A 25511-nucleotide genomic window follows, 5' to 3' on the forward strand; every position below is an offset into this window, starting at 1 on the left:
AACTGCAGGCGTGGGAGCGCCGTCGATCAGTCCGGGGTGCGCGGCCAGTATACGAACCGGCACCCTGCGACAATCACCCGCGGTCCCCACCCAGAAGGAGGTCCGCCTGTCCGAGCTGCCCCACGTCTCCGTGGTGATGGCGGTGCGCAACGAGGCCGCGCACATCGAGACCACCTTGCAGGCTGTCCTCGACCAGGACTATGAAGGCCGCTTGGAGGTGGTGGTCGCAGATGGACGGAGCACCGATGGGACGCTCGCCATCCTGCGGAGGTGCGCTTCGGAGGACTCTCGCCTGAAGTTGGTCGACAACCCCGAACTAGGGGTGGCCGCAGGTCTCAACCGCGCCATCGACGCAGCCGCGGGCCGGGTTCTGGTCAGGTGCGACGGGCATGCCGAATTCGCCCCCGACTACGTGCGGCTGGCGGTCGGCCTGCTGGAGGAGACCGGAGCGGCCAACGTGGGCGGTAAACAGGACGCCGCCGGAACCAGCACCCTCCAGCGGGCGATAGCCATCGCCATGAACTCGCCGGCAGCTGCGGGCACCGCCCGGTTCAGGCACTCCTCCCAGGCCGGGCCGGCCGACACCGTATACCTGGGAGTCTTCGACCGGCGGGCGCTCGAGGAGGTGGGGGGCTTCGACCCCACCCTGGTCCGCAACCAGGACTTCGAGCTCAACCACCGGCTCCGGAAGTCAGGCAACCTCGTCTGGTTCGACCCGCGGCTGGCGGTCACCTACCACCCCCGCTCCAGCCTCCGCGCCCTATGGCGCCAGTATCTCGACTACGGGAGATGGAAGCGGGTGATGCTGCTCCGCAACCCGGGCGCGCTCGCCGCGCGGCAGCTAGCTGCGCCTGCGCTGGTCATCGGGTTGATCGGCGCTGCGATCGGAGCCGGGATCGGCGTGCCGTTCTGGTGGATACCGCCGGCCGGCTACGGGATGCTGATCGCGGTGACCACGCTCTGGGAGACGATCAGACGCCGGGATCGGGCCGCTTGGCTCCTCCCGGCGGTGATGCCCGCTATGCACCTGGCGTGGGGGATCGGCTTCCTATTCGTTCCAACCGGAGGACGTCTAGCTATCCCAGTAGAAGGCTCGAGCTAGCAAGGTGGCCATCTCTCCCCGGGTGAGGGGCCTGCGGGGGCAGAACGAGGTCTTTGTGCATCCGGCGGTGATCCCTTCGGCCGCGATGGCGTGGATGGCCCCGCTATGGGTGCTGCCGGCCGGAACGTCATCGAACCTGCGCCCGTCGAACGAATCAAGCGGCGCCAGGTCCAGTGCCCTCATCAGGAAGGTGGCCATCTCTCCCCGGGTGAGAGGCCTGTCGGGACAGAACCGGTTGGCGGCGCATCCGGCCGTGATCCCGGCCTCGGCCAGCGCATATATCTCGCGCGAGTGCGGGAAGGAGTCGGGCACGTCCTCGAAGTTGAGGCGATAGGGCTCCTCGGGCCTCGGAAGCCGGGCGGCCCTCGCCAGCACGATCGCCACGTCCAGGCGTTTGGCATCGTCATTGGGGCAGAATCGGAGGCTGTAGTGATCGCATCCCTCCGCGACCGCGGCCCGCCGAAGGGTGTCTATCCCCTGCTCGTGAGTGTGGCCGGCGATGTCTTGGAAGGGAGGGAGCTCGTCGTACTGTATCGCGTCCTGTTCGGGCGCCTGCCCTTCCCCGTCAAGTCCTTCGCCAGGAGTCACGGGCTCTTCGGTGGGCGGCGCCGGACGGTCATCGATGGCCCGGACGACCGACGATCTGAGACCGAGCCCGTAGCGGAGCCAGGCTCCGGCAACCGTCGTCGAGACCTCGCTCCCCCCGTCCAGGCCGTCGAACCGCACCCGGGACGGGCTGGTGGTGGTCGGACCCGACACCAACCGGGCATCGGTTACCTCGTCCCAACCCAGCCGGTTGGCGATCTCGGACGCCGGGACGGTGGTGTGCCACGAGGCGACCGGGTTGTCCAAACCCGGATCGAGGTCCCAGGGATCGTCCACCGGCAACAGGTACGGCCACTGGGTCACCGAGACCTCCCGATCGTTCCACTCGGTGAAGAAGCCGTGGCGGTTGCTGTTGGTGACTCCCCCCGTCGAGGTGGAGTAGAACGCCTGGATGATGCCACCCCTGGTGAAGCGCTCCCATCCCTGCCCGAAGTAGGTGAGCACCCGGCCCTCCGTGGCAGCCACCGCGTCCACCCAGGCTGTCTGATCGGGACCATTCTCCCGCCACCATCCGGCGTACACCTGATCCCGGGTGTTGTCGTACAGGTGGCACCAGCACGAGTTCTTGCGGGAGGCGCTGATCCCCGGATCCCCGTCGGGATCGGCCGGACGCTCGTTCACCTCCTGGGCCAGGAATTTGAAGGCCGCGTACGTACGGGCCGCGACCGCCTGTGCCTCGTTGACCCCGGGCGCCTTCCAGTAGGGGAAGATCTCGGCGATACCGCGGACGTAGTCCTCGAGGCCGAGGGTCACCAGCACGTGAAAGCCGACCTCGACCGGATCGTCCCGCAGCTTGATGGCACCATGGCGGTACTCGCACTCCGAATCCCTCACGACGCAGGGCTTCCTCCGGTCCTCCCCGTATCGGAGCTGGACGCCGTCCGCATCGGGCCAGGAGATCGAGGCCCGGCAGTCGCCGGCGGTTCCCTGGAGTTCGTCCGCCTTGAAGAAGCCGCACTCTCCTGCGTCGATCCGGCGGAACTCCCAGCGCTCGCCGTCTTGCGGCTGTTCCGGTTTGGGACACGGCCCTGCGCCGTCATTCGCCAGACATAGCTCGAGCGGCCCCCCGACTGCTGTGAACTCCAGGAGGGTGATCTGGGAGGCGATGTTGATCCAGAGCGGGTTGTCCAGCGTGGTCAGCAGGTCGCTCGGCAGGTCGAGATCGGACAGATCGGCGGGACTCGAGCCGGTGTAGTAGTAGGCGGCGATGTCCTCGCCGCGCTTCCCCGGGTCCGACAGGGCCTGGCCATAAGCCCCCCACTGGCCCATCCCCACACCGTGGCCCCAGCCCGAACCCTCGAAGGTGAAAGCCTTCTCTTCGGCCGTTGTCGGAACCACTACCCCGATGATGGCGAACAGCGCGAGTAGTAATGCCCTCCTGACCACGCCGGGAGTGTAGGACGGAGATCGATGATATTGGAGGTTTGGAAGGGCGCTTGAGTGCAGCGACATCGGAAGCGACAAGTATGGGGGGTTGGCCAGAGTGAGCGCGCGCTGGTCCGGAGCCGGGGAACGGTCGCGACATGTCATGGCTCTGGCAACATCCGTCGTGCTACCAGGCTCCTGCTATCTTGGCGGCTCCGTGTTCGCCCTTGATGCAGGCCCTGCCACATAGTGTCTTCCTTGTACCGCGGTACAAAGGCGCTGATCCCAGCTCACGGAACGGCCGGATGAGTCCTCCAGTCCCCCCGGCCGACGTACGCGGTAACGACTGGACCTCCCTTGATACCAGTCCCGCCGGTACCTTCGTACCCAAGCTGGCGGTGAGCGTGATCGTTACCTACTACGAAGCTCCCGAGGAGCTGGAGTTGACCCTGGCGGCACTGGAGCGCCAGAGCTACCCGCGGCATCTATTCGAGGTGTTGATCGTCGATGACGGGTCACGCCTTCCCCTGGAACCGCCCGAGAGCAGCCCGCTGAAGGTGCGAGTGGTCCACCAGGAAGACCTAGGTTTCGGATTAGCCCGAGCGCGCAATACGGGTGCCCGGGCAGCCGCCCACGACATCCTGGTGTTCCTCGACTGTGACATGCTGCCGGAGTCGGACTGGCTTCTCGAACACTCACGCTGGCACCATGCCGCCAGCGACGTCCTCACGCTCGGCTTCAGATCCCATGTCGACGTGACCGGCATCGACGCGGCGGCCGTGCGGCGCAGGTCCGGCTCTCTGGGCGATCTGTTCGCCGACCGGGAGTCGCAACGACCGCAGTGGATCGAGTTCCACATGTCGCGGACCAACGACCTCACCTCGGACGACGATGACCTATTCCGGATCGTGACAGGCGGCAATCTCGGTGTCTCGCGAGAGTTCTATGAGGCTGTGGGGGGCTATGACGAGAGCTTTACGCAGTGGGGCGCGGAGGACACTGAGTTCGGCTACCGCGCCTACACCCGCGGTGCTGTGCTGGTCCCCGCCCGCAGGGCCCTGTGCTGGCACCAGGGAGAGGGCTCGACGCCCAGCGAAGCCGAATCCGCCAGCCTGGAGCTGCAGAGAGCCAAGATATCCCAGCTCATCGCTCATCACGGCTTCAGACGCGCCGTTCCGGGCCGTAGCTTCTCGGTACCGCAGTACGTGGTGACCGTACGCGCCAGCGCGTCCCGCGAGATAGCCCGTCTAGAGACGGTGGAGCAGGTGCTGGCCGGGAGTATTCACGATCTGGTCGTGTGGATTGACGAGCCAGCCGGAGACGTGTCCTCCCGATCCCGGGAACATGAGATGCTCAGACGCCTGCTGGCCGGCGACCCTCGCGTGCAGTTCGGAAGCCCGGGAGGTGCCGGCGCGGCGATCCCGGCTGCGCCGTTCCACATCACCATCCCCGCTGAGGCCGAGGTCAACTCCGACGCGGTAGAACGGCTGCGCGGACATCTGGGCTCCAGCCCGGCCGCGTCCACCAACCCTATCGATTACATGTCCGGGATCAGCATCGTGCGCTCCTGGGTACTGCACCGGGCAGCCCGTCGCGGGCTGACCGTTGCCGAATGCGAGGCGGTCAAGCCGCTCAATCCGGATGAAACCGGCGTCGAGAGCGCACGGCCAGGCCGCGAAATGAGATCACCTCTGGCTCGCCGGATCGGATCGGGACGCTGGTTCTTGCGCCGCACAGCGCGCCGTCTGGTCAAGCTGAAACACTTCTTCGACCGCAACACCCGCCGATGCTTCAACATCATCAAGGCGGTTGGGCGGGAGGCATCCGGGATTCGCAGCCTCGACGATGTCCGGCAGTTCATCGACTGGGCGATACGGAGCGTCGCTATCATATCGAAGAAGAGGCTGGGCGAGGCCGGCGTGAGACTCCGGCGAGATCGGCAGGCGCACTACCGGCTCGGCCCGGAGATGATCACGGTTGGTCCCGTGGCCTCGGCAGTCTTTTCCACCGCGGCCCGGATCGGAAAGGCCGCCAGCGCGTCCACCCAGGTTGCGATCACCGACACACCCCAGCAGGGCCAAGGAATCCAGGTGGATACGGTGGTAGTGCTCTCCGAACTAGACCCGTCGGCTTCTGTGCCCGCCTTCGACGCCGAGAGGTTCAACCCTCGCGGATGGAACTTCAACCACGGCTCGTCCCCTGCAACCCTCGGTCCCAGACACGTCAGCAGCCTCGATCCGGACCGTCTCCGAAGGCTGAGCCGAGCCCACCACGTCAAAGACTCCGCTGGCATCCACGACGGCATCGCTTCCAGGGCGGGCACACTCGCGGCTCTGGCGGCGACGGGTGCCGTCGTGCGCCTCGCTGAGCCCGACGCTCAACTGGGCTCCTACCTCGGAACGGAGTTCTACTCCCTCCTGACAGATGAACTGGTGGCAGAAGCGAACTCTCACCAGCGGGAAGCCCTGAGCATCGCCATGCGACGCTGTGCCCTGCGGGACCATTCGCTGCGGGCCCGGGCACGGCAGGTTCTCGCCGGAACGGATCGCCGTGTGCCTCCGCTCCCGATGGTCTCCATACTCCTCGCCACCAAGCGGCCCCACCGGCTGGCCGCCGCGGTCGAATCGGCAGCGGGCCAGACCTACCCGGAGTTCGAGCTGGTGCTGGCTTTGCATGGCGAGGGCTTCGAACCCGGCGCTGTCGAGGAGATAGCCGGTTCCATCGACCGCCCGTGCCGGGTGGTTCCCGTGCCCGGCCACGTCCCACTGGGGGCTGTTCTCAACGCGGCGGTGGCCGAGTCCACTGGCAGGCTGCTCACGAAGTTCGACGATGACGACTTCTACGGACCCGAACACTTGTGGGACCTGGTGCTGGCCCACGAGTACTCCATGGATTGCCTGGTCGGGAAGGCCGCCGAGTACGTCTACCTTGAGGACTCGGACCGCACCATCCACCGCTTCCGGAACCGGTCGGAGCGCAGATCGGCCAGCCTGGCCGGTGGCGCAATGATGATCGCACGGCATGATCTCGACGCCCTCCTCGGCTGGCGGGAAGTGCCTGCCGGCGTCGACCGCGCTCTGATCGAGGACGTGCTGATCAGCGGCCGGAGGGCGTACCGGACTCACGGCAGGGGTTACATGCTCGTCCGCCACAACCAGGGCCACACCTGGCAGGCGAGAGACGCCTACTTTCTCAAGCAGGCGGACGAGGTGCGCGAAGGGTGTGACCTCGCATTCGCCGGAGTCGTTTAGCAGCAGGAACCGTGGCTCCTCAACGGGGTCCACCCTCTTCGCCCCGAGAAACCGGTAGCGCCCGTCCTCCAGTACCTACCCCTCGGAGAGTAAAAAACCGTCGCACCACTGATCCAAGTCAACTGGCTCCACGAAACTAGGGGATCATCGCTCCGGGGAAACCGGGGCGGTTCACCAAGCCCGCCTGTCAATCCGGTGGTGGATCGAAGCCTGGCACAACCCCGGCGGTCTCACTCCACGATCGGACATCTAACCCCCAGAAACCGGGGGACAACTAACTACCATCACGGGGCCACATAACCGAGTGTCCGGCCCGAAGAGGGAACTTCAGACCTTGAGCCTGGACGGAACCGATGTCCGGGTCAGAACTCTGTCAGAGTTCTCAAGCACCCCGACGGACGGGTGCCTCGTCCGCACCAAGGAGAGAGCGACATCGCGCTAGTTCGTCAGCCTCGACTCGACCGACAGACCGCTTCGGCAGCGATCATGTCGGCACGCCTGCCATGGCCCTGAGGATCGCCCTGGCCGGTTGGTACGGCTCCGACAACCTGGGAGATGAGATGATCCTGAGTTGCATGGCCGCCGCCCTACGCGCCCGGGGGGTGGAGCCGGTAGCGGTGTCGATCGACCCCGAGCGGACTGTCACCGTCCATGGCGTCGAGGCAGTGCCTCATCGCTCACCCCTGGGCAGTGCGGCGCTGCGCCGGTCGCTGCGCCGGTCGCACGCCATGGTCCTCTCCGGAGGCGTGGTGCAATCGGAGACGTCGCCGTGGAACATGTGGTTTCACATGTCACGCCTTCGCGCCTACAGGCGGTCGGCGTCGGCCGCTCACGGACGAGCGCGGGCCGTGGTCGCAGCCATCGGCCTGGGAGTGGGGCACGTCCGGGGCGCCCGTGGCCGGCGCATGGCGGTCTCGGAGATGCGCCGGGCCCGTCACGTCGTGACGAGAGACGCCGCCTCGGCACGGCGCCTGCGCGGCTGGGGTGTGCCCGACGTGGCCATCGGCGCCGACCCGGTGCTCGCAGCGAACGCCCCGCTCGTTTCGAGCCGGCCGGGTGCAACCCGACCGCCCGACTCGCGCACTCCGAAGCTGATGGGCTCGACGCGCTCGCGCAGCGACTCCGGGGACACGATCTGTGTGATCCTGCGACCCCCGAATCGCCGCGGCATCCGTACGGCTGCGGCGAAGACCCGCACGTCTTGGCAGCCATGGATAGGGCAACTGGCGCGATCTCTGGACGCGCTGGCCACTGGTAGCGGCATGACGCTGCGCCTGCTGCCCTTTCAGCCGAGCCAGGACACCCCCATGCTCGGGGCGCTGCGACAGAGGATGACAACGGACACGGAGTTGGTCACGCTGAGCATCGACAACGTGCTGGCCGAGGTCGCCCGAAGTCGCTTCGTCGTCACCATGCGCTATCACGGCGCCATCGCAGCTCTGCTCAACGATCAGGCGGCGGTACTGCTGGATTACTCCCCGAAAATGAAGTCGCTCGCCGTCGAGGGCGGAGGCTGGGCTTCGCTCGTCGACCTGGCTCCGCTCGACGCCGGGGACTTCGAGCCCCGCACGCTGGTTGGCGCGGCGGCCGAGGCGCAGGCCAAGTCGTACCGGACAGCCGAGGCGCGTGGCCTGCTGGGTGCGCGTCTGAAGATCAACGACGCCGCGCTCGACGATCTGCTCGAGCTGATCCGGTGAACGTGCTGACGGGGCCTCGATCCACGTCTACCCGGTCGAGCCCGACCCATCGCCCCAGCCGCTAGGAGGGTACTGAAAAATGTCCAGTTGGCCCGAAAGTAGGCAACGAACCCCCAGATCACAAGGATCGCGGGCCAACCAATCCCCGTCTTTTTCAGCACCCTCCTTGATCGAGACGCGTCAAACCGTCGTCTACTGTCTCGGCCATGTGTCGCGCAAGTCCCAGCGGGCGTCGTGCTGCTAGCTCGGTGACACGCCTCCCCTGGTACCGACACCTACTGAGATGGCTGAGAATCGCATACCTCGCCCTGCTCGTCGCCGCCGTTCCCGTGCTCGTGGTAGTGCGCCGACAGGAAGTGGCCGACGTTCTAGGAGCGCTGGCGAACGCAGGGCATCTGCTCGTGGTTGCGGCCTTCGCGACCGGGTTCGTGCTGATAGCGCTAAGTGCGTACTTCTGGCTCGTGAGCCTGCGCCTGCTCGACCAGCGCCCGCGCCTTTACGATCTGACCGTCACGGCGGCTCGTTCCCTGCCGGCCAGATACGTACCGCTGATGGTCACGTTCGCGATCAGCCGCGTGGCTCTGATGCGGCGCCGCGGCGTTCCAGGGGGGGCACTCGCTCTTACCGCGACGCTCGAGATGGCGGTGAGCTTCGCCGTCTCGGTAGCTCTTGGCCTGGTGCTGCTCGGCGGGGCCGGCGGCCTGCCCGGAGGCCCCGCCATCCCGGTCGTCGCCGCGGTCGGGGTGGTCTTCGCCGCATCACCGTCGGTGGCGGGACGGGTCGTCGCTGCGGTGGCGCGGCGCCGCGGCCTGGACAGCCTGGCCCCGGTCAGCGGATTCACGTGGCCGGGATACCTGCACATGATCGTGGCATCGGGCTGCTACTGGATTTGCGCAGCTGCCGTGTTCTGCCTGTACATGCGGGCGTTCGAGGCCGCCGACGGCTTCGAACTGGCGCGTCTCGCCGGTGCTTTCATGCTCACCTGGGGAGGCCTGCGATTCCTCAGTGTGATCGCTCCGCAGGGAATCGGCGTGGTGGAACTGACCATTCCGTCACTGCTCGGCGCCGCTGATCCCCTGGCTCTCGGCATATTGATATTCGGCTTCAGGCTGGTGTTGCTGCTCCGCGACCTGGCGGCCGCGGGCATCTCGGAACTCCTCGAGACGAGGCGCATGACGGTCGAAGCGGGTCCGGTACGGCGTTCGGACGGGACAGATCCTTGATCCACATCTTCGTGGGCACCCAAGCCGAGTACGTCAAGATGTCGCCACTGCTGTGGCGCATGGAGGCGGCCGGCCTCCCCTACCGGCTGATCGACTCCGGCCAGCATGCCGACCGGTCGGAATCGTTCCGCGATGAGCTGGGCGTGAGGGCGCCGGACCACGTGATGGGAGGCAGGCGCAGTGTCGACTCGGTGCCGGCGGCGTTGTGGTGGGCGGCGGGACTCGGCCGCAAGCTGGTGCTGCGGCGGCGGCTCGCGCGAACCGTCTTCGGTGGGCGCCGGGGGATCTGCTTGGTCCACGGCGACACGCCGACCGCGCTGGTCGGAGCGCTCATGGCCAAACGCGCCGGGCTGGTACTGGCACACGTGGAGGCGGGCCTTCGCAGCCATCGGTGGCTGCACCCCTTTCCGGAAGAGATCGTCCGGGTGGTCGTCGACCGGCTCGCCGATTTGCTCTTCGCACCCGATGGCGCAGCAGCCGACGAGCTACGCAAGCGCCGCGTAAAAGGGCGGATCATCACCGGATCGTCCAACACGGTTAGCGATGCGCTCCGCGCTGCCCTGGAGCCGAGCGCTGCAGGTACTACGCCATCTACAACCGACACCTCGGGAGGCACTCGCTCGCGCAGATCGCCACGCATGACACACCAGCCACGCCCCGCGGTAGTGACCATGCACCGAGTGGAGAACCTGTACCGGCGACATCGGATACAGGCGCTGGTGCATACGATCACGCGGCTGGCGCAGACAACCCCCGTGCGCTGGTATGTGCACGAGCCCACACGACGGGCGCTCGGATCCGCAGGTCAAGCGGGCCTGGAAGGCTCTGGCGTGGAGCTCGTGCCGATGGCCCCCTACGCCGAGTTCGTGAGGGCGCTCGCACGGGCACCGTTCGCGATCACCGACGGGGGCTCCATCCAGGAGGAGTGCGCGCTTCTAGGCGTGCCTGTGCTGCTGTGGCGCGACCGTACCGACCGGCCCGACGGCCTCGGCGAGAACGCCGTACTGAGCCGTTATGACCCCGCAGTGGTGGAGGCGTTCCTGGCAGACCCCGAGCGCCGGCGACGCCCTCCCCGGCTGCCGCAGTCAAGCCCGTCCCGGGAGATTCTCGAAGTTCTCGCCGAATGGGTCGATGGCTGAAGCGATTGCGTGGCTGGCTGCGGCTGCAGCGCGGGCGGGTCGGATCGCCCAACCCGCGAGGTGGCGGGGCGGCCCGGTTAGGCGCGCTTCCCGAGCTTGCGAACACGCACGGAAATCCCGTAGCGAAAGACGCACACGAAGATCGCGATGCCGTCTTTCCAGGTGATCTTCTTGCCTTCGGCATAGTTTCTGCTCGTGTAGGAGATGCCGGTCTCCCAGATGCGCCAACCTCCTGCGGCCACCTTGGCGGTGATCTCCGCGTCAATCCCGAAGCGGTTCTCGCGCAGGTCGAGGGATCGCACGACCTCGAGGCGGAACGCTTTGTAGCAGGTCGCCACATCGGACAGCCACACACCGGTAAGCATGTTCGACAGCCGTGTCAGCATCCGGTTGTAGATCATGGCCCAGTAGTACGGCACCCGATGCGAGGGGCCTTCCTGCATGCGGGTTCCGTACACCACGTCGGCGTCTCCGCGCACGAGAGGCGCCAGCAGCGAGTCCCAGTCACTGGGGTCGTACTCGAGGTCGGCGTCCTGGATCACCACGAATTCGCAGCTTGCCTCGCCGAAGCCCCGCCGCACCGCGGAGCCCTTCCCGCGGTTCTCGGACTGAAGAAAGACCTTCACACGAGGGTCGTCGTATCGGGACAGCCGATCGCGGGTTCCGTCGGTCGAACCGTCGTCCACAACTATCAACTCACCGGTGAATGGGCTGGCAAGCACCCTGGAGACGATCTCGTCGACGGTAGCGACCTCGTTGTAGCAGGGCATAACCACTGATAGGCACCCGTTTGAGGCACTCACGAAGCCGCAGCCTAGCATTCCCCCCGGCCTGTTAGGGTCGCCCGGTTGACCGACGGAGAGTGCCCGAGTTGAGAGCGGCCATCACATTCCTGGCAACACGCCTTCGATCCGGATGGACGGTTGTAGCACTTATTGCGGTTGCCCTCGTGGCTGCCTGGCTGCCCGATCTCGGCCTGCCTTTCGGCAACAGTGACGACGGCCGCATACTGGGCCTGTTTGGCCTTCAGGCGCGCAACTTCTGGGACCTGGGCCCCGTGGACTCGTACTTTGGCGCGGTGGTCGAGCCATACGTCAACCCGGTGTACGACGTGGCCCCCAGAGCCGATCCACCTCCCGTCGCCGTCAGATACGCCCACCATCCGCCTCTCCAGGTGTTAATGGCCGTGGTATCGACGGGCCTTCTCGGAGACAGCACCGCGGCACTGCGGGTGCCTGGTCTGCTGATGGGCGCAGCGACGGTTGTGTTCATGGCGTCGCTGCTTCGCAGCCGAGACCTGGCTTGGGGACCGATCTTGCTGGCGGTTGCAGCAATGGCGAGCACCGGCTTCTACTACGTATACGGGCGGATCAGCGTCAGCTTCTCGCTGCTGGTGGCCGTCATCGCGGCGGTGTCCTGGGCGCTGAGCAGGACCAACCTGCGCGGTCGAGACATGCTCGTCGTGGCCGGACTCGCAGCGCTGGCCGCGATGCAGTCCTGGATCGGGATAGCCGCCATGGTGCTAGTGATGCTGTGGCTGCTAGTCACCAGCCAGGGCGACGGTGGCGAAACGCCTCTGGTCGACTCCCGGCGAGGCGTCGGCGCGGCTGTCACAGGACCGCAGCGGAGGCTGCCCGTGTCGTGGTTGTCGGGGCGCCGCGGGCGGTTGCTCGTGGCGGTCGCCGCGGGCGCGGCGCTCGGCGCCGGCGCCACAGCGCTGTGGATGCTCCACGGCGCCGGAGTCGACGATCTCGCGAGCCAGGTGGCCATACGCACCAGCAACGAGGTGGGAGGAGCAAACGGGTCGCTGACTTTCACCTTCAGCGAGTTCCTGGCCCGACAATGGCGCTTCGTCAACGAGGAGATGCTGGTGCCCGTGTGGCTCCGCGTTCTCCTGCTGCCGTGTCTCCTGGCCGGGCTGATCGACCGGCGCACAAGGGTAGCCACCGCCATAACGCTCTCGGTCGCTGCTGCGATGACGTTCGGGGTTCAGCAGGGCGCCTGGGTGCACAGGCTGTGGAACTTCCCGTGGCTGGCACCGGTGACCATCGGCTTCGCGGCTCTCGCCGACTGGATCCGCCTGCTCTTCCCCCGCCGTTGGCGACCGCTGCCGGCTGTGCTCGCGGCGGTGGTCATCGCGGGCACTCTGGTCGCCGTGGTCGGCGGCTCGACACGGCAGCGCTACATCACCGATCCCGCCGACGCGGGAACCGTGCTGGAGCAGGTGGGCGACCTATCGGGCTCGGAACTGGCATGGTCCGTACCCCCGGTGACCAGCGCTACATGGATCTCCTACTACCTGCCCATGCGGGTGATGCGCCTCGACGAGGACAATCTGGGCGACTTGGACAATTCCGACGTGGTGGTTCTCAGAGCGGACCGGGTGCCCGACTTCTTCCCGGAAGGCGCCTTGAGGGACCCGCTTGCCGCTCACAACGACTTCCTGATCATCTCCGCCTCCAGGCTGCTACCGCACTGACGCCAATCCAACACGCAACCCACTGGCCCGAACCCACCGCGAACAGCCCCCGGTAAGTGAATCGGAGCGGGTCGGCACCGGGCGGGGCCGTAGTCGAACGGATCAAGGCAATCTCAGCGATCCGGCGGTGAACAGGGCGTAGCGGCCCTGCTCGGCCACTGGTTCCACCTCGAGCCGCATCCGTTCCGGCAACCGGTCCGACCGGGCGAGCACCAGATCGGTGTCCATCGCCGATCGGAGGCCGTCGCCGTCCAGCGGGACTTCCGTGACTGGTAGGTCCCAGTAGTAGCTGGCCCAGTAGGGAAGCGGATCGACCCCTTCGGCCACCCATGCCACCTCCTGGGCGGGCCCCGGCCTCACCACCCTGATCAGCCTGCCCGCATCCGAGGTGGCCTCGAAGTAGGCCTGCCGGTACGGACCCAGGCCCCGGAATCCGAGCAACGCCACCACTACCAGGACGGCGACCATCAGAAGTCGAGCCCGCTCCCACCCGCTCCGGGGTGTGACGCCCGGTACGTCACAGCCCAGCCGGTCCAGGATGGCCGCCATCCCCAGGAAGACCGGCACCAGGAGGGGATACGTCCAGTAGTCATGCACGTAGGCGGCATCCGGGTTCGCCAGCGTCCAAACGGCGAGCGCGGCCATGACAGCGACGGAGGACATCCGGGTGCGGCGGTCGGCCACGCCCATGACGATGGCCGGAACGATCAGCCACCTGATCCAGCGGGCGAACAGTGTGCCGTAGAACCAGCGGTAGTTCTCGACCAGGGCATCCCAAGGTGGCCACTGGCGGCGGTTCGAGGCATGGGCAGCCAGTTCCGTCACATCGCCGACGGTCACCGCCCACACCAACGTCACCGCCACCGCCGCGGCGCCCGCGGCCCCCACCGACCAGCAAGCGCGACGCAATCGTGGGTAGCGGAGTCCCCACACGACCAGTACCGCCACCAGCAGAGCTCCCGTCCACCCGGAGAAGGCCGTGACGCCCGCTGCTGTCGCCAGCAGCGTGGCCGAGGGACCGGTTCCGGAGCCACCATCACCTCCGGGCACGGGACCTCCGGGTACGGGCGAGAGCTCGGCATCGGACGCCCTGAGATGGCGAACCGACAGCGCCAGCAGGACCAACATGAGCGAGACGCCCAAGCCCAGCCGGGCATAGATCCAGAACATGGGGGTTCCTGCCACGAGCGCCACCGCCAGCACCGCTCCGGTAGCCCCCAGACCCAGTTCCCTCGCCAGCCACAGCAGGCCCGCGACCGTCGCCAGCCCGGCGATGTAGCCGATCAGGTGGAGTTGCCACTCCCCCTGTCCCAGCACCGCCCCGACCAGCGCATGCAGCAGGTTGAGCAACGGAGGGTGGTGGACGTACGGTTGCTCCGAAAAAGGGGCCATGGAGGCCAGGTAGTCCGATCCCGGCAGGCCGCCCTCGAACAGGTTGCGAACGTGCAGGCCGAACCGAGCATTGATCCGGCCGTCGTGACTCGCCCCCAGGGGCAGAAACAGCAACTGCCACCATCCCACGGCCAGCGTGGTAAGAACCGCGCCGCCGCCCAAAACGGTGACCCACCAGCCTCGATCGAAACGCCGGATGGCGGTACCGGTTCGCACCTGCGAAGCCTAGATGGCCGCATGTTTTGTAGCCGGTGTCCAGGTGGAACGTGCGCTCCACAAGCTCGCATGCCGGTTGAGCCGGCAGCGCGTATGAGGGTGTCCATAGCCACGCGCTCGTGCGGTGAACCCTGAGACCGAGAGTGTTGCGTGCAGCGGTGGGTGGCCAGCAACCGGGCGGATCCGGCAGCTACGTCGCTAGTTTCCGGTGGCGCTAGTTGCTGCATAGACGAAGGAAAACAACTTGGCTGGTAGTGCCCCACGGTACGCTTCCCAACCGGTTCACCGCACCGATCGGTGACACCCTCAACCTGAGATTCCCGGCGAGCGGCGGTGGTGAGCTTGCCGCGAAGCGCCGGGGCAGGCAAACTCCGGGGCGTGAAGCCCGACCCGACCTTGGAGTCACCGCCGTTCTCCCGGTTTTCACCGGACATCTGCCTGCGAAGCTGGACCGCAGCGTCGGTGGTGCAGGTGGCCGACCTTCTGGTACAGCTCAACCGGTCCCGGGATGCGGTGCTACCCGCCCACACCTTGCCCGGGGACCCGGTCGGCGGTTGAAGCGGTACGTCCCCTGGAGGCTCGAGGCTTGCAACCACATCCGGTCCGGCATCGCCCGGCTGTTCGCGGAGCCTGCGTGGCCCTGACGAGTGGTCGCTCCGGCCACCCGCCGATGATGCGCCGGATCGCAATTGCCGACTGGATCGGCTCGGACAACCTGGGGGACGAGTTCCTGCGCGCCCTCGCTCACCGCATCCGCGCCCGGGGAGCCGCCCCCATCCACGGCCGGGCCGGGGTGCTCCTCGAGTACTCCCCCGAGATGGCCTCGCTCGCTGCCGAGGGCGGGCAATGGGCGCCGCTCATCACCGAGACGGACGCCGAGCCGGCCCGCCTGGTCCGAGGCTCCCGGTCCGCACCCGGCGTGGTCTCCCGGGCAGGGACGGCGAGAGAAGCTCTCCGGGTCCGCCTGGCCGGGAACGACCGAACGCTCGACGTGCTGATCCCATGAGGATGGCCCCGGCGCTCCCCCGGCTGCTCAGGATCCTCCGAATCGCCTACCTCGCCGGCCTGGCGATCCTGATCGGCTGGGTGGCGAGGACGGAGTGGGACGAGGTTGATTCCTTGCTCAGCGACGCCCGGCCCTGGCTGATCGTGGCCTCGGTGGCCTCCAGCTTCGTCCTGATCGTCATCGGGGCCTGGTTCTGGAGGGCGGCCCTGCACATCCAGGGACACGGTCGGGATACGCCCCACCTGCTCACCAAGACCACCGTGGCGGCGTCTCGATCGCTGCTGGCCCGGTACGTGCCCGGATCGGTCTGGTACGCGGTCGGGCGGGTCGCGTTGTTGCGCAACGCCGGCCTGCCCGTGGGACCGCTCAGCGCCACCGCCATCCTCGAGATGGCCACCAGCCTGACCGTGGTGCTCATGAGCGGGCTGGCCGTCCTCGGCCTGTCCGGCGGCATCCCGGGAGGCGCCGCATGGATGGTGTTCGTCGCCGTAACCCTGATCGTCGCCACGGCACCGGGCGGAGGAGGCCGGGTGATGGCCTGGCTGGCCGCCCGCCGAGGCATCGAGCTCGCCCTCGATTGGCGCGGCTACCTCCGGCTGATCGGTATCAACGTGGTGTTCTGGGGATGGTCCGCGGTGACGTTCCTGCTGTACCTGCGCGCCTTTCCGGCGGCCGACGAGTTCCGCACCCTGCTGGTGGTGGGCGGGTTCCTCCTCACCTGGGGGATCGGCTTCCTGGCGCCCTTCGCCCCGCAGGGAATCGGCGTGTTCGAGCTGACCATGGCCACCGTACTCCAGGCCGAGGGAATAGCCCGCACCGTGGTGGTCCTGGGGGGCTATCGCCTAGTGCTCCTGGCGCGGGACTTCGTAGCAACCTCGACCGCCGAGTTCATCGCCACCCGGCAAGCGCTTCGAGAGCCCGAGCCCCCGGCGACACCTCCGGGATCCGGGGCGGTCGACGATGCCGGGCAGGATCCTCCAGGAACGCCTCGATGACGGCCGGTTCGTAGCGGCTCACCACCACGTTGGCCCCCACCCCGTCGGGGCGCTCCGTGTGCTTGCGCCACAGCAGGGTCGGAACCCCCAGCAGGGCGCACTCCTCCTGGATGGAGCCCCCGTCGGTTATCACGAACGGCGCCGCGGACAGCATTTCCACGAATTCCGTGTGTCCGGCCAGCCCCCTGAGTTCGGCACCGGCCCGCTCGAGCCATCCATCAGCGACCGTCCCAGCGCTCCGGAGGTCGGCTCGTGGAGCATCCAGCGAACCGACCTCTCCCCGGCGAGACGCTCCACCAGCGCGGCCAACTCCTCCCGACGGCGCCGCCGGTGCAGGTTCTCGACCCGGTGCATGGTGACGATCACCGGCCCGCCACCCGCATCGCCCGGAGCCGCCCTGGACAGCACCTCCACAATGGTGTTGGCGGGCAGAACGACCACCTTTCCCTTGACCTTCATCGCCGCCAGATTGCTCTCCGCATCACCGTCGGGAGCGAACAGCAGGTCGGCGCGACGGGCCACGAGTTGGCGGATCATCTCCTCTGGGAACGGATGCAACCACCGCCCCGACCTCAGACCTGCTTCCAGATGGGCCACCGCCAGCCCGGCCTGCGGGCCATCATCATGCTGAGCAGGGTGGAGGGGGTATCGCCGTGAACCACGCCCACCCCGTCGATGCCACCGAACACTTCATTAAAGACGCGCCGTCGCGACACCAGCCGGGCGGCCAGGCCGAGCCCCCACCGCACCGCCTGCGGGATCGTGGTGACGTCGGTCCCGCCGCCCAGCCGGACGTCGGGGGCCCGCAGCCCCAACTCCACCTGGAACGAGCCGGCCAGCTCCGCGTGCTGTCCGGAATCGATGAGCCGGTAGTCGATCCCTTGCTCCTCCATGGCCCAGATCAGCGGCGCGGTCTTGATGTACTGGGCCTTGGTTCCGATGAAGACGTGGATCATGCTCCCCGACCCCTGCGTCGGGATCTCACCGGGGAACTGATGGGGATGCCCGGCCGTAGGCCTCGATCACCGTTTCGGCGGGACCCAGGTCCCGTATCCTGCCCCGCTCCAACCACAGCACCCGATCACACATCTCGGCCATACCGCTGAGCACGTGGCTGGCCACCATCACCGCCCCACCCTGGCCGAGCAGTTCTCTCATGGCTGCCTGGCTCTTCTTCCTGAAGCCGGCGTCGCCGACCGCCAGCACCTCGTCCAGCAGCAGGATGTCGGGGAGTAGATGGATTGAGATCGAGAAGGCCAACCGGGACACCATGCCCGACGAGTAGGACTTGATCGGGCGGTCGATGGCCTCGCCCAGCTCGGCGTAGGCCACGATGTCATCGAACAGCCGGGACACCTCCACCCGGGCCAGGCCGTGGGCCAGGCCGCTCAGATAGACATTGCGCCGTCCGGAGAGTTCGTGGTTGAAACCAGCGCCCAGCTGGAGGAGCGTGGAGGTCTCACCGTTCACGGTTACCGAGCCGGCGTCGGGACGCATTGTCCGGGCGATCACCCGCAGCAGCGTGCTCTTGCCCGCCCCGTTGTCCCCCACCAGGCCCATGGTCTCTCCCCACTCCACCTCGAAGGAGACATCGTCGAGAGCAACCACCGTGGTGGTCTGCCTGAGCCGGCGCCGCGCCACCACCCGGCGGAAGGTCGAGGCCCGGTCGAGGTAGGCGCGGTAGCTGACCCCGATCCGGCTGGCCTTGATGGCCGGCTCCGCTCGCGCCACCGTCATAGATGGCGCACCATGTTGCCCTCGTGCCGGACGAAGCTGAGGATGCCGCCCCCGCCGATCACCAGGGTCCACAGGATCGCCAGGACGAAGGCAACGGTGTCCAGCTCCCTGCCCATCAGCGCCATCCGGTAGAAGGAGAGGATCCCGTACATCGGGTTCAGCACCGCCAGGTCTTCGACCGGACCTCCCCGATCCTGGAGGAAGGTCAGGGGCCAGATGATCGGGGACAGGTAGAGCCACAGCCTGGTCAGGTGGGGGATCAGGTTGTTGATGTCCCGGAACGGGATGGCGAGGCGAGCGGTCCATCCGGCCAGCCCCAGGTTGAAGACGGTATGGAGGCCGGCGGCGACCGGCAACCACAGCAGCGTGATGCCCGGCGACACGCCGTCGGCCGGCCAGACGATGAGGTAGTAGACGGCGATCGACATCAGGAAGCCGACCCCGGTCTCGATCACCGCTGAGATCGGCAGGATCAGGCGAGGGAAACGGATGTTCACCAGGAGGCGGCTGTTGGACAGGATGCTGTTGGCGCCCGAGGTCATGGCAGTGGCGGTGTAGTTGAAGGCGAACACCCCGGACAGCAGCCAGGCGATGAACTGTGGCTCGCCGCGCCGCCCGCCCAGGATCAGGCCGAACACCAGGAAGTAGACGGCAGCCATGATCAGCGGATTCAGCATCCACCAGACCAACCCCAAGGAGGTGGAGGCGTTGCGGGCCTTGAGGTTGCCCATGGCGAGGAACCACCCGAACTCGCGCCAGCGCCACAGGTTCCGGATGTAGTTACGCCACCCGGCGAGGCTGGGGACCTGATCGGCCGTTACTGTTGACACGCCGGTCGATTCTACGATCCTGCCCGCGTCCCGGCATCGCGCACCGGGGAAAGAACGCGAAAATCGCCCCGCCGAAACCCACCCTGCGGGCCCTCCCCCACCGCCACCACCTTGGTTCGAGGCGCGTCCCGCCATGCCCCGGAGGAGGGCTGCCTCGACGAAATGATCCCGAGCACGGCCCGATCGACGCCTGGAACGGACCGCTGGTGCTTACGGTTACAAGACAACATATGGCGGGCGTGTGACAGATTCAGCCCTTCTCCCGGATGGCGGCCCCGCGTCAGCGTTCTGCACCCTCCTGACGCAACGGGACGGACGCCCGACGTAAGGATCAGGAACCGTCCAGCCAGATTGCCAGACGCCGTGCCACCGCCGGACCGGTCAGCCCCAGTTCCTCGGCGATCCGACCTGCCGGCGCCGATGCGCCGAAGCGGTCGATGCCGATGTTCAGCCCGCCCGGTCCGGTGAACCTCGGCCAGCCGAAGGTCGAACCGGCTTCCACGGAGGCAACCGGCAGACCGGCACCCAGTACCTCGCGGCGGTACTCCTCCGGTTGCTCCAGGAAGAGCTCGGCACACGGCATGCTCACCACCCGGATCGAGTGGTCCTGCGCCAGCAGGTCCGCTGCTTCCAGCGCCACCGAGACCTCGGAGCCGGTAGCGATCACCACCGCTGCGTCGCCGTCCCGCAACACGTAGGCGCCCCGGGCCACGCCCCCCTGACGCCCGGAACGGTCCAGCACCGGCACGGCCTGGCGGGTCCCGAGGATGACGGCCGGATGGCTCCGGTTGAGCACCACCTCCCACGATTCCAGCATCTCGCCCGCATCGGCGGGACGGAACACCGCCATGTTCGGCATGGCTCGCATGGCGGCCAGGTGCTCGATGGGCTGGTGGGTGGGACCGTCCTCCCCCAGGAACACCGACTCGTGCGTGAAGACCCAGATCGAGGGGATGTCCATGAGGGCGGAGAGGCGGATGGCGGGACGCATGTAGTCGCTGAAGACGAAGAAGGTGGCGCCGTAGGGTCGTAGCCCGCCGTGGAGGGCGAGACCGTTGACAATCGTCCCCATGGCGTGCTCGCGCACCCCGAAGTGCATGTTCCGGCCCCCGGGATTGTCACGGGCGAAGCTCCCACCCGTCGACAGGATCGTCTTGGTCGACTCGACGAGGTCGGCGGACCCGCCGATCAGTCCGGGTACCTTGCGGCCGATCTCGTCGAAGATGGCCCCCATGGCCCGCCTGGTCGCCAGCCCGGCGCCGGCTTCGAAACCGGGGCCCTCCAACTCGACGGGCGCAGGGTCGTGGTAGGCGGACCAGCGCCCGGCCACATCCGGACTCTCCGCGGTGGCCGCGGCGAATCTCCCCCTCCAGTCTGAGCGTGCCCGGCGTCCCCGCTCCATCCCGGTCGCGAAGAAGTCCCTCACCCCGTCGGGGACGTGGAAGGCCTCGTCGGGCCAGTCCGCGCCGCGGCGCCATCCGGCGATCTCGGCGGGTCCGAGCGGCGCTCCGTGGGCGCTCGACGTGTCCTCCTTGGTGGGGGCGCCCTTGCCGATCCGGGTGCGGGCGATCACCAGGGAAGGACGATCGGCCGCCGCGCTGGCGGCAGTGTACGCCTCGTCTATTGCAATCGGGTCATGACCGTCGATCTCAACCGTATGCCACCCGACGGCGCCGAAGCGCGCCGCGACGTCCTCGCCGAACGCCAGGTCCGTGGGGCCGTCGATCGAGATTCGGTTGTCGTCGTAGATGTAGTTGAGCTTTCCCAGGCCCAGATGGCCGGCCAGCGAGGCCGTCTCCGCCGAGATGCCCTCCATCAGGTCACCGTCCGACACGAATGCCCAGGTCCGGTGGTTCACCAACTCGTCCCCGAACACCGTGTTGAGATGTGCCTCGGCGATCGCCATGCCCACCGCGGTTCCGAAACCCTGCCCGAGCGGTCCGGTGGTCATCTCGATCCCCAACTCCGGCTCGTACTCGGGGTGTCCGGCGGTGGGCGAACCCCACTGGCGGAAGTCCATCAGGTCTTGGCGGGTGATCGGGAACCCGCAGAGATGGAGAACCGCGTACAGGAGCATCGAACCGTGCCCGTTGGAGAGCACGAACCGGTCCCGGTCGGGCCACTGCGGATGGTCAGGGTCTACCACCAGGTGGCGCTGCCAGAGGACGGCAGCCAGATCGGCCATTCCCATCGGCATGCCGGGATGGCCGGAATTGGCGCGCTGTACCGCATCCATCGCCAAAGCCCGGACGGTGTTGGCAGCGAGGTGGTGGCTCTCGAGGTCGATGGCCATCGGGGTTGTCAACTTACGCTCCCGCCGCCAACGCATCGAGCATGGCGCCGACCGTTTCGGCGGCGAGGCCCCCGCTGATCCGCCGGACGACCGCGCCGGACCCGTCTACAAGGACATAGTACGGGAAGGCATTGAGTCCGTATGCGTTGGCGATGCTGCTCGTGGCGCTGTCGACAACCACCCGCTGCGTCCACCCTTCCCGTCGCAGCCACGAGTCCGGCGGGTAATTGGGCCGGATCTCGTCGATGGAAGTCGCAACAGACACGAAGTCCACGCCTGCCGGTACTCCGTTGTCGTCGATCCAGGCTTGGACCGCCGGAACCTCTCGCTGACATGCCGGACACCAGTGCGCAAGGAAGAGGACCATCTTCGGGATCCCGTCCCTCTCTATGGAGGCAGGCATCCCTGAGAGATCGCTGGAGAAGACCTCGGGCATTGCGAGACCGATACCCGGATCCTCGGCCGTCCCGGCATAGGGCGGCAGGATGGACCCGCTCACCGTCACATCGGGAGTGAGGAATGCGGCCGACTCGGTGCCCTCCCGCTCCTCGGTGGCCAGGTTGATCGCCAACACCACCAGCGCGGCCACCGCTACCAGGCCGATACCCGCCAGCAAGATCTTCTTACCCAGCCCGGTCGACTCCTGCTCATCCGCCGTGGGCAGGGGCGCCCGGACGGGGGCGGGCGCCGCCGCAGGTCGCGCCTTGGGCTGGCTTCTCTTTCCTCCCGTCCTTGCCATTCGACACTCTCCTGTTCGTTCTCAGACGTGACTGGTCGCTCGAACCGGCCTGCTCATGTGTAGCGCCACCAGCAGGGCAATGAGGCAGAAACCGGTGAAGGCCATGAAGGGTATCGACATGAACCCGAATTGTTGAACCCATACGAACGTGCATGGTGCCGCCGCCGAGCAGAACTCCTCGGATCCACCCCACCATCCCTGCTGCTCGCCGTAGTGGTAGGCAGCGGTGAGTGCGCCGCCGATCGACATGATGAGGACCAGTAACTGGACCATCCGATTCGGCCTGGCGATCACCCAGGCCAGGAGTAGCACCAGCGGGTACATGAGTCCTCGCTGCACCCAGCACAGCAGACAGGGAACGAACCCCTCCACCTCGGACAGGTACAAAGAGCCGAGGGTTGATACCGCGGCCACCGTCACCGCCACCGGAATGGCATAGCCACCCAGCTCGCGTACCGCAGTCGCTCTGAGGTCGGGACGGGCCATCATCGCCACCAGCCCGAGGCAAGCGGCCAGCGCCAGCAGGCTCAGCAGCGAGAAGAACAGGACCAAGGTACACCACCCGGGACAGACCGACGGCAGATACTAGTTGTAGCGGCCTGTGGTCAGTGGCCGCTGATCTGCTTCAATGCATGGAATGGCGCACAACGTACTTGGCGAAGAGCTCGAACTCTGTTCGCTCGACCCCCTGACCGGCTGGTGGCGCGATGGCTGCTGCAACACCGACCAGAACGATTACGGCGTACACACGGTGTGTGTGGTGGTGACCGACGAGTTTCTCGAGTTCTCGAAATCGGTTGGCAACGACCTGTCCACCCCGATGCCCGCCCACCGGTTCCCCGGGCTCAAGGCGGGGGACAGATGGTGCCTGTGCGCTGCCCGGTGGGTGGAGGCCAAGCGGGCCGGCGTGGCTCCTGACGTGGTGCTTGAGGCCACCCACGCCCGGACGCTGGAGTGGGCCGATCTGTCGGAGCTGGAGGCCCATCGGGCAAGGTTCTAGTTGCTAGTTACTAGTTGCTAGTTGCGTTTGATTATGCTGACTGCTGGCCCTTGCCGGAAGCCTCGGGGCTTGCCGTCTTCTAGAAACTGGCGCCGAAGCTGGAGATGCCGCGGAGCCCGAGCCCCATCATGAAGAGCAGGGCCAGCCCCCAGTAGAGGGCTGGACGGCGCTCGAACTGGACGCGGTAGATATAGACGAAGGTCAGGGTGAGCAGGATCACGAAGCCGTAGAACATGTGGATACTCCCCGGCTCCATGTCCTGTGCGAAGAGCACCAGCCCCAGCCCCACCTGCAGGATCGCGCTCACCACGCACGCCGAGACCATCGCCTTGAACGCCACGTCGGGCCTGCGCCGACCGAAGTGGTAACCGAGGGCGACCAGGCCGGACAGCCCGCAGACCACCACCACCGCCCAGCCCAGCCAGCTGTGGATCGAGACCGTCGCCTCCATCACCGGCAAGGCGCTCTCAGACCGATGACCGCGTGCCGCGAGCCGGCCTCATGTCGAGTCGGAGAGAAGGGAGGCGTATCGATCTCTCATCACCTTCTTGTCGAACTTGCCGGTGCTGGTCTTAGGGATCTCGGACACCGTCACGTAGGCATCCGGAAGCCACCAATCGGCCACCTTCCCCCGCAGATGGCCGGCCAGGTCATCATCGCTCACGTCCCCGTCCGGATGCGGGACCACCAGGGCGATGGGGCGCTCCTGCCATCTGGGATGCTCGACCCCGACCACCGCCGCCTCCGCCACGTCGGGATGGGCCATGATCAGGTTCTCCAGGTCGATCGAGGAGATCCACTCCCCACCGGACTTGATGACGTCCTTGGCCCGGTCGGTCACCCGAATGTACCCCTCGGGCGTGATCTTGCACACATCGCCGGTCCGGAGCCAGCCGTCGACCATGGTCTCGGCCGTCCGCGGATCCCTGATGTACTCGGCCGCCACCCAGGGACCCTGGACGAGCAACTCCCCGAAAGCCTCCCCGTCCTGCGGCAGTTCGCGCCCCTCGTCGTCCACGATCTTGGCCCGGAGGCCCGGAATCAGCAGACCGGCCGTCTCGATGAAGTCCATCTGGCGTTCCCAGTCCCATTCCTCCATCTCCGGTCTCAGCATGGAGAAGGTCGCCACCGGGTTGGTCTCCGTCATGCCCCACCCCTGTATCACCCGGATGCCCCTGGCCCGCCAGTACCAGTCGATCATGGCTCTGGGAACCGCTGATCCCCCGCACATAAAGGAGTGGATCGAGGAGGTGTCACGCTCCGGATGCGCCTCCAGGTAGTGCTGGATGGCCAGCCACACGGTGGGTACGCCGGCGGAGAAGGTCACCCCTTCGCCCTCGATCAGGTTGACGAGGCCCTCGGCCGACAGGTCGTGTCCCGGATAGGTGATCTTGCACCCGGCGGTGATGGCCATGAAGGGATGCCCCCAGGCGGCGGCATGGAACATGGGGACCACCGGCATTATGTTGTCCCGGGCCGCCAGCGGGGAGAAGACGATTCCCGACAAGGCGTGCATGTAGGTGGAGCGCTGGGTGTAGGCCACGCCCTTGGGGTTGCCGGTGGTACCGGATGTGTAGCAGTACATGTGGGGCGATCGCTCGTCGAGCTCGGGCCAGGATCCCGTGTAGCCGGGACCGGAGATCAGGTCCTCGTATGCGATGGCGCCCGGGAGTGAGGTGGCGCCGGGGTCCCCGTCGAGCATGACCCAGTACTCCACGCCCGGCAGGTCGGGCACCAGCCGCTCCGCCGCCTCCACCATGTCGCCGGATATGAACATGGCCCGGGCACGGCCGTGGTCGACGATGTACCGGATGTGGTCAGCCGACAGGCGGAGGTTGACGGTGTGGCAGATCCGGCCCGTGTTGGCGGTGGCCCAGTAGATCTCGTGATGCTGGTGGGTATTCCAGGCCAGGGTGCCGACCACCTCACCTCGCCGGATGTCCAGCCGGTCCAGCGCGCCGACCAACCGTCGCACCCGGTCGTCCGTCTCGCCGTAGGTGCTCCGGCGGAGGCCGCCGTCGGCGTTCACCGAAACAATCTCCTGGTGCGGGTATATACGCACGGCCCGCTCGTACAGGGTGGACAGGAGCAGGGGAAAGTCGAGCATGTGCGGTGGCATCTAATCCTCCTCTACCGGGACAGATCGCCACGCTGCCTCCGCGCAGGCACCGGATGGTAGCGCTGGGTCAGCGGGCAGTGGTCAGTGACCAGTGAATGCCGTAACGCGGGACTGTTAGGAGCAAGACACTAGGCCCGGGGCCCATAGGAATTCGACTACCCCTAGGTCGCAACTGGCCACTGGCCACCGGCCACTGGCCACTTCGCAGCGGTCACCGGTCCGGGGTTGGATCGAGACCTGGTGGTGTGTCGGAGGAGAAGGCGGGCAACCGCACGCATGGAACACACCTGCCTCCGGGCGGCACCGGAAGGTGTCAAAGACC

Annotated in this window: 23 protein-coding genes; 10 read left to right on the top strand and 13 right to left on the bottom strand. The window is 67.1% G+C overall.

What is annotated here, in order from left to right:
* The first annotated feature begins 10 nt into the window (after window positions 1-10).
* Window positions 11-1102, top strand: a complete 1092-nt coding sequence (locus ACOQPD_RS04170; RefSeq protein WP_420613646.1) for a glycosyltransferase family 2 protein — start codon at window positions 11-13, stop codon at window positions 1100-1102.
* On the opposite strand, the gene ACOQPD_RS04175 is transcribed toward ACOQPD_RS04170, so the two are convergent.
* On the bottom strand, window positions 1073-3094 hold the full coding sequence (locus ACOQPD_RS04175) for an S-layer homology domain-containing protein (RefSeq protein ID WP_420613647.1): 2022 nt from the start codon (window positions 3092-3094) through the stop codon (window positions 1073-1075). The two genes, ACOQPD_RS04170 and ACOQPD_RS04175, sit on opposite strands and share 30 nt — an antisense overlap.
* Before the next feature lie 284 nt (window positions 3095-3378).
* Here ACOQPD_RS04175 and ACOQPD_RS04180 point away from each other — a divergent pair, with 284 nt between their 5' ends.
* The 4 genes from ACOQPD_RS04180 (at window position 3379) to ACOQPD_RS04195 (ending at window position 10383) form a co-directional block, all read left to right on the top strand.
* Window positions 3379-6324 (top strand): glycosyltransferase family 2 protein, encoded by a 2946-nt coding sequence (locus tag ACOQPD_RS04180; RefSeq protein WP_420613648.1) that lies wholly within the window; start codon window positions 3379-3381, stop codon window positions 6322-6324.
* 503 nt (window positions 6325-6827) lie between these two features.
* Window positions 6828-8021, top strand: a complete 1194-nt coding sequence (locus ACOQPD_RS04185) for a polysaccharide pyruvyl transferase family protein (RefSeq protein ID WP_420613649.1) — start codon at window positions 6828-6830, stop codon at window positions 8019-8021.
* 248 nt (window positions 8022-8269) lie between these two features.
* Window positions 8270-9244 carry a hypothetical protein gene (locus ACOQPD_RS04190; RefSeq protein ID WP_420613650.1) on the top strand — a complete coding sequence of 325 codons (975 nt, stop codon included), beginning with the start codon at window positions 8270-8272 and terminating at the stop codon, window positions 9242-9244.
* A complete protein-coding gene (locus ACOQPD_RS04195) occupies window positions 9241-10383 on the top strand; it encodes a UDP-N-acetylglucosamine 2-epimerase (RefSeq protein WP_420613651.1) in 1143 nt (380 codons plus the stop codon). Before ACOQPD_RS04190 ends, ACOQPD_RS04195 begins: the two co-directional genes overlap by 4 nt.
* Window positions 10384-10460: 77 nt before the next feature.
* Here ACOQPD_RS04195 and ACOQPD_RS04200 read toward each other — a convergent pair whose 3' ends face one another.
* Entirely contained in the window at window positions 10461-11153 is a 693-nt protein-coding gene (locus tag ACOQPD_RS04200; protein WP_420613652.1) for a glycosyltransferase family 2 protein, read from the bottom strand.
* Window positions 11154-11245: 92 nt separating this feature from the next.
* On the opposite strand from ACOQPD_RS04200, the gene ACOQPD_RS04205 reads away from it, so the two are divergent.
* Entirely contained in the window at window positions 11246-12862 is a 1617-nt protein-coding gene (locus tag ACOQPD_RS04205; protein WP_420613653.1) for a hypothetical protein, read from the top strand.
* Window positions 12863-12964: 102 nt separating this feature from the next.
* On the opposite strand, the gene ACOQPD_RS04210 is transcribed toward ACOQPD_RS04205, so the two are convergent.
* Window positions 12965-14470 (bottom strand): ArnT family glycosyltransferase, encoded by a 1506-nt coding sequence (locus ACOQPD_RS04210; RefSeq protein ID WP_420613654.1) that lies wholly within the window; start codon window positions 14468-14470, stop codon window positions 12965-12967.
* A gap of 336 nt (window positions 14471-14806) precedes the next feature.
* Here ACOQPD_RS04210 and ACOQPD_RS04215 point away from each other — a divergent pair, with 336 nt between their 5' ends.
* The 3 genes from ACOQPD_RS04215 to ACOQPD_RS04225 all read left to right on the top strand — a co-directional run bounded on the left by ACOQPD_RS04215 (window position 14807) and on the right by ACOQPD_RS04225 (window position 16471).
* Window positions 14807-15028 (top strand): hypothetical protein, encoded by a 222-nt coding sequence (locus tag ACOQPD_RS04215; protein WP_420613655.1) that lies wholly within the window; start codon window positions 14807-14809, stop codon window positions 15026-15028.
* Window positions 15029-15104: 76 nt separating this feature from the next.
* Window positions 15105-15476, top strand: a complete 372-nt coding sequence (locus tag ACOQPD_RS04220; protein ID WP_420613656.1) for a hypothetical protein — start codon at window positions 15105-15107, stop codon at window positions 15474-15476.
* Complete coding sequence (locus ACOQPD_RS04225; RefSeq protein ID WP_420613657.1) at window positions 15473-16471, top strand: lysylphosphatidylglycerol synthase domain-containing protein; 999 nt, start codon at window positions 15473-15475, stop codon at window positions 16469-16471. Before ACOQPD_RS04220 ends, ACOQPD_RS04225 begins: the two co-directional genes overlap by 4 nt.
* Here ACOQPD_RS04225 and ACOQPD_RS04230 read toward each other — a convergent pair.
* From ACOQPD_RS04230 to ACOQPD_RS04265, 8 genes are all read right to left on the bottom strand, one after another.
* Window positions 16365-16625 carry a UDP-N-acetylglucosamine 2-epimerase gene (locus ACOQPD_RS04230; protein ID WP_420613658.1) on the bottom strand — a complete coding sequence of 87 codons (261 nt, stop codon included), beginning with the start codon at window positions 16623-16625 and terminating at the stop codon, window positions 16365-16367. The genes ACOQPD_RS04225 and ACOQPD_RS04230 overlap by 107 nt on opposite strands.
* Complete coding sequence (locus tag ACOQPD_RS04235) at window positions 16601-17029, bottom strand: UDP-N-acetylglucosamine 2-epimerase (RefSeq protein WP_420613659.1); 429 nt, start codon at window positions 17027-17029, stop codon at window positions 16601-16603. The genes ACOQPD_RS04230 and ACOQPD_RS04235 overlap by 25 nt, the downstream gene beginning before the upstream one ends.
* Before the next feature lie 14 nt (window positions 17030-17043).
* Window positions 17044-17427, bottom strand: coding sequence for a hypothetical protein (locus tag ACOQPD_RS04240; RefSeq protein WP_420613660.1), 384 nt, complete (start codon window positions 17425-17427; stop codon window positions 17044-17046).
* 25 nt (window positions 17428-17452) lie between these two features.
* Entirely contained in the window at window positions 17453-18208 is a 756-nt protein-coding gene (locus ACOQPD_RS04245; protein ID WP_420613661.1) for an ABC transporter ATP-binding protein, read from the bottom strand.
* On the bottom strand, window positions 18205-19038 hold the full coding sequence (locus tag ACOQPD_RS04250; protein WP_420613662.1) for an ABC transporter permease: 834 nt from the start codon (window positions 19036-19038) through the stop codon (window positions 18205-18207). Before ACOQPD_RS04250 ends, ACOQPD_RS04245 begins: the two co-directional genes overlap by 4 nt.
* A 331-nt stretch (window positions 19039-19369) precedes the next feature.
* Entirely contained in the window at window positions 19370-21343 is a 1974-nt protein-coding gene (tkt, locus tag ACOQPD_RS04255) for a transketolase (RefSeq protein ID WP_420613663.1), read from the bottom strand.
* A gap of 1 nt (window position 21344) precedes the next feature.
* Window positions 21345-22070, bottom strand: coding sequence for a TlpA family protein disulfide reductase (locus tag ACOQPD_RS04260; RefSeq protein WP_420613664.1), 726 nt, complete (start codon window positions 22068-22070; stop codon window positions 21345-21347).
* A 21-nt stretch (window positions 22071-22091) separates the two neighbouring features.
* Window positions 22092-22622, bottom strand: a complete 531-nt coding sequence (locus ACOQPD_RS04265) for a disulfide bond formation protein B (protein WP_420613665.1) — start codon at window positions 22620-22622, stop codon at window positions 22092-22094.
* 85 nt (window positions 22623-22707) lie between these two features.
* Between ACOQPD_RS04265 and ACOQPD_RS04270 the strand changes: the two genes are divergently transcribed.
* Window positions 22708-23070, top strand: a complete 363-nt coding sequence (locus ACOQPD_RS04270; RefSeq protein ID WP_420613666.1) for a DUF2237 family protein — start codon at window positions 22708-22710, stop codon at window positions 23068-23070.
* Window positions 23071-23149: 79 nt separating this feature from the next.
* Here ACOQPD_RS04270 and ACOQPD_RS04275 read toward each other — a convergent pair whose 3' ends face one another.
* Together ACOQPD_RS04275 and ACOQPD_RS04280 are read right to left on the bottom strand one after the other, a co-directional pair.
* Entirely contained in the window at window positions 23150-23530 is a 381-nt protein-coding gene (locus tag ACOQPD_RS04275) for a hypothetical protein (protein ID WP_420613667.1), read from the bottom strand.
* A 39-nt stretch (window positions 23531-23569) separates the two neighbouring features.
* Entirely contained in the window at window positions 23570-25189 is a 1620-nt protein-coding gene (locus ACOQPD_RS04280; protein ID WP_420613668.1) for a long-chain fatty acid--CoA ligase, read from the bottom strand.
* Between the last annotated feature and the right edge of the window lie 322 nt (window positions 25190-25511).

The organism is Candidatus Spongiisocius sp. (assembly GCF_965221825.1).
Lineage (GTDB): Bacteria > Actinomycetota > Acidimicrobiia > Spongiisociales > Spongiisociaceae > Spongiisocius.

Bases quoted from the DNA above. Each gene is read 5' to 3' on its own strand.
- ACOQPD_RS04270 (WP_420613666.1), top strand. From the start codon at position 22,708: ATGGCGCACAACGTACTTGGCGAAGAGCTCGAACTCTGTTCGCTCGAC.
- ACOQPD_RS04260 (WP_420613664.1), bottom strand. From the start codon at position 22,070: ATGGCAAGGACGGGAGGAAAGAGAAGCCAGCCCAAGGCGCGACCTGCG.
- ACOQPD_RS04245 (WP_420613661.1), bottom strand. From the start codon at position 18,208: ATGACGGTGGCGCGAGCGGAGCCGGCCATCAAGGCCAGCCGGATCGGG.
- ACOQPD_RS04280 (WP_420613668.1), bottom strand. From the start codon at position 25,189: ATGCCACCGCACATGCTCGACTTTCCCCTGCTCCTGTCCACCCTGTAC.
- ACOQPD_RS04185 (WP_420613649.1), top strand. From the start codon at position 6,828: ATGGCCCTGAGGATCGCCCTGGCCGGTTGGTACGGCTCCGACAACCTG.
- ACOQPD_RS04225 (WP_420613657.1), top strand. From the start codon at position 15,473: ATGAGGATGGCCCCGGCGCTCCCCCGGCTGCTCAGGATCCTCCGAATC.
- ACOQPD_RS04240 (WP_420613660.1), bottom strand. From the start codon at position 17,427: ATGATCCACGTCTTCATCGGAACCAAGGCCCAGTACATCAAGACCGCG.
- ACOQPD_RS04200 (WP_420613652.1), bottom strand. From the start codon at position 11,153: ATGCCCTGCTACAACGAGGTCGCTACCGTCGACGAGATCGTCTCCAGG.
- ACOQPD_RS04230 (WP_420613658.1), bottom strand. From the start codon at position 16,625: ATGCTGTCCGCGGCGCCGTTCGTGATAACCGACGGGGGCTCCATCCAG.
- ACOQPD_RS04180 (WP_420613648.1), top strand. From the start codon at position 3,379: ATGAGTCCTCCAGTCCCCCCGGCCGACGTACGCGGTAACGACTGGACC.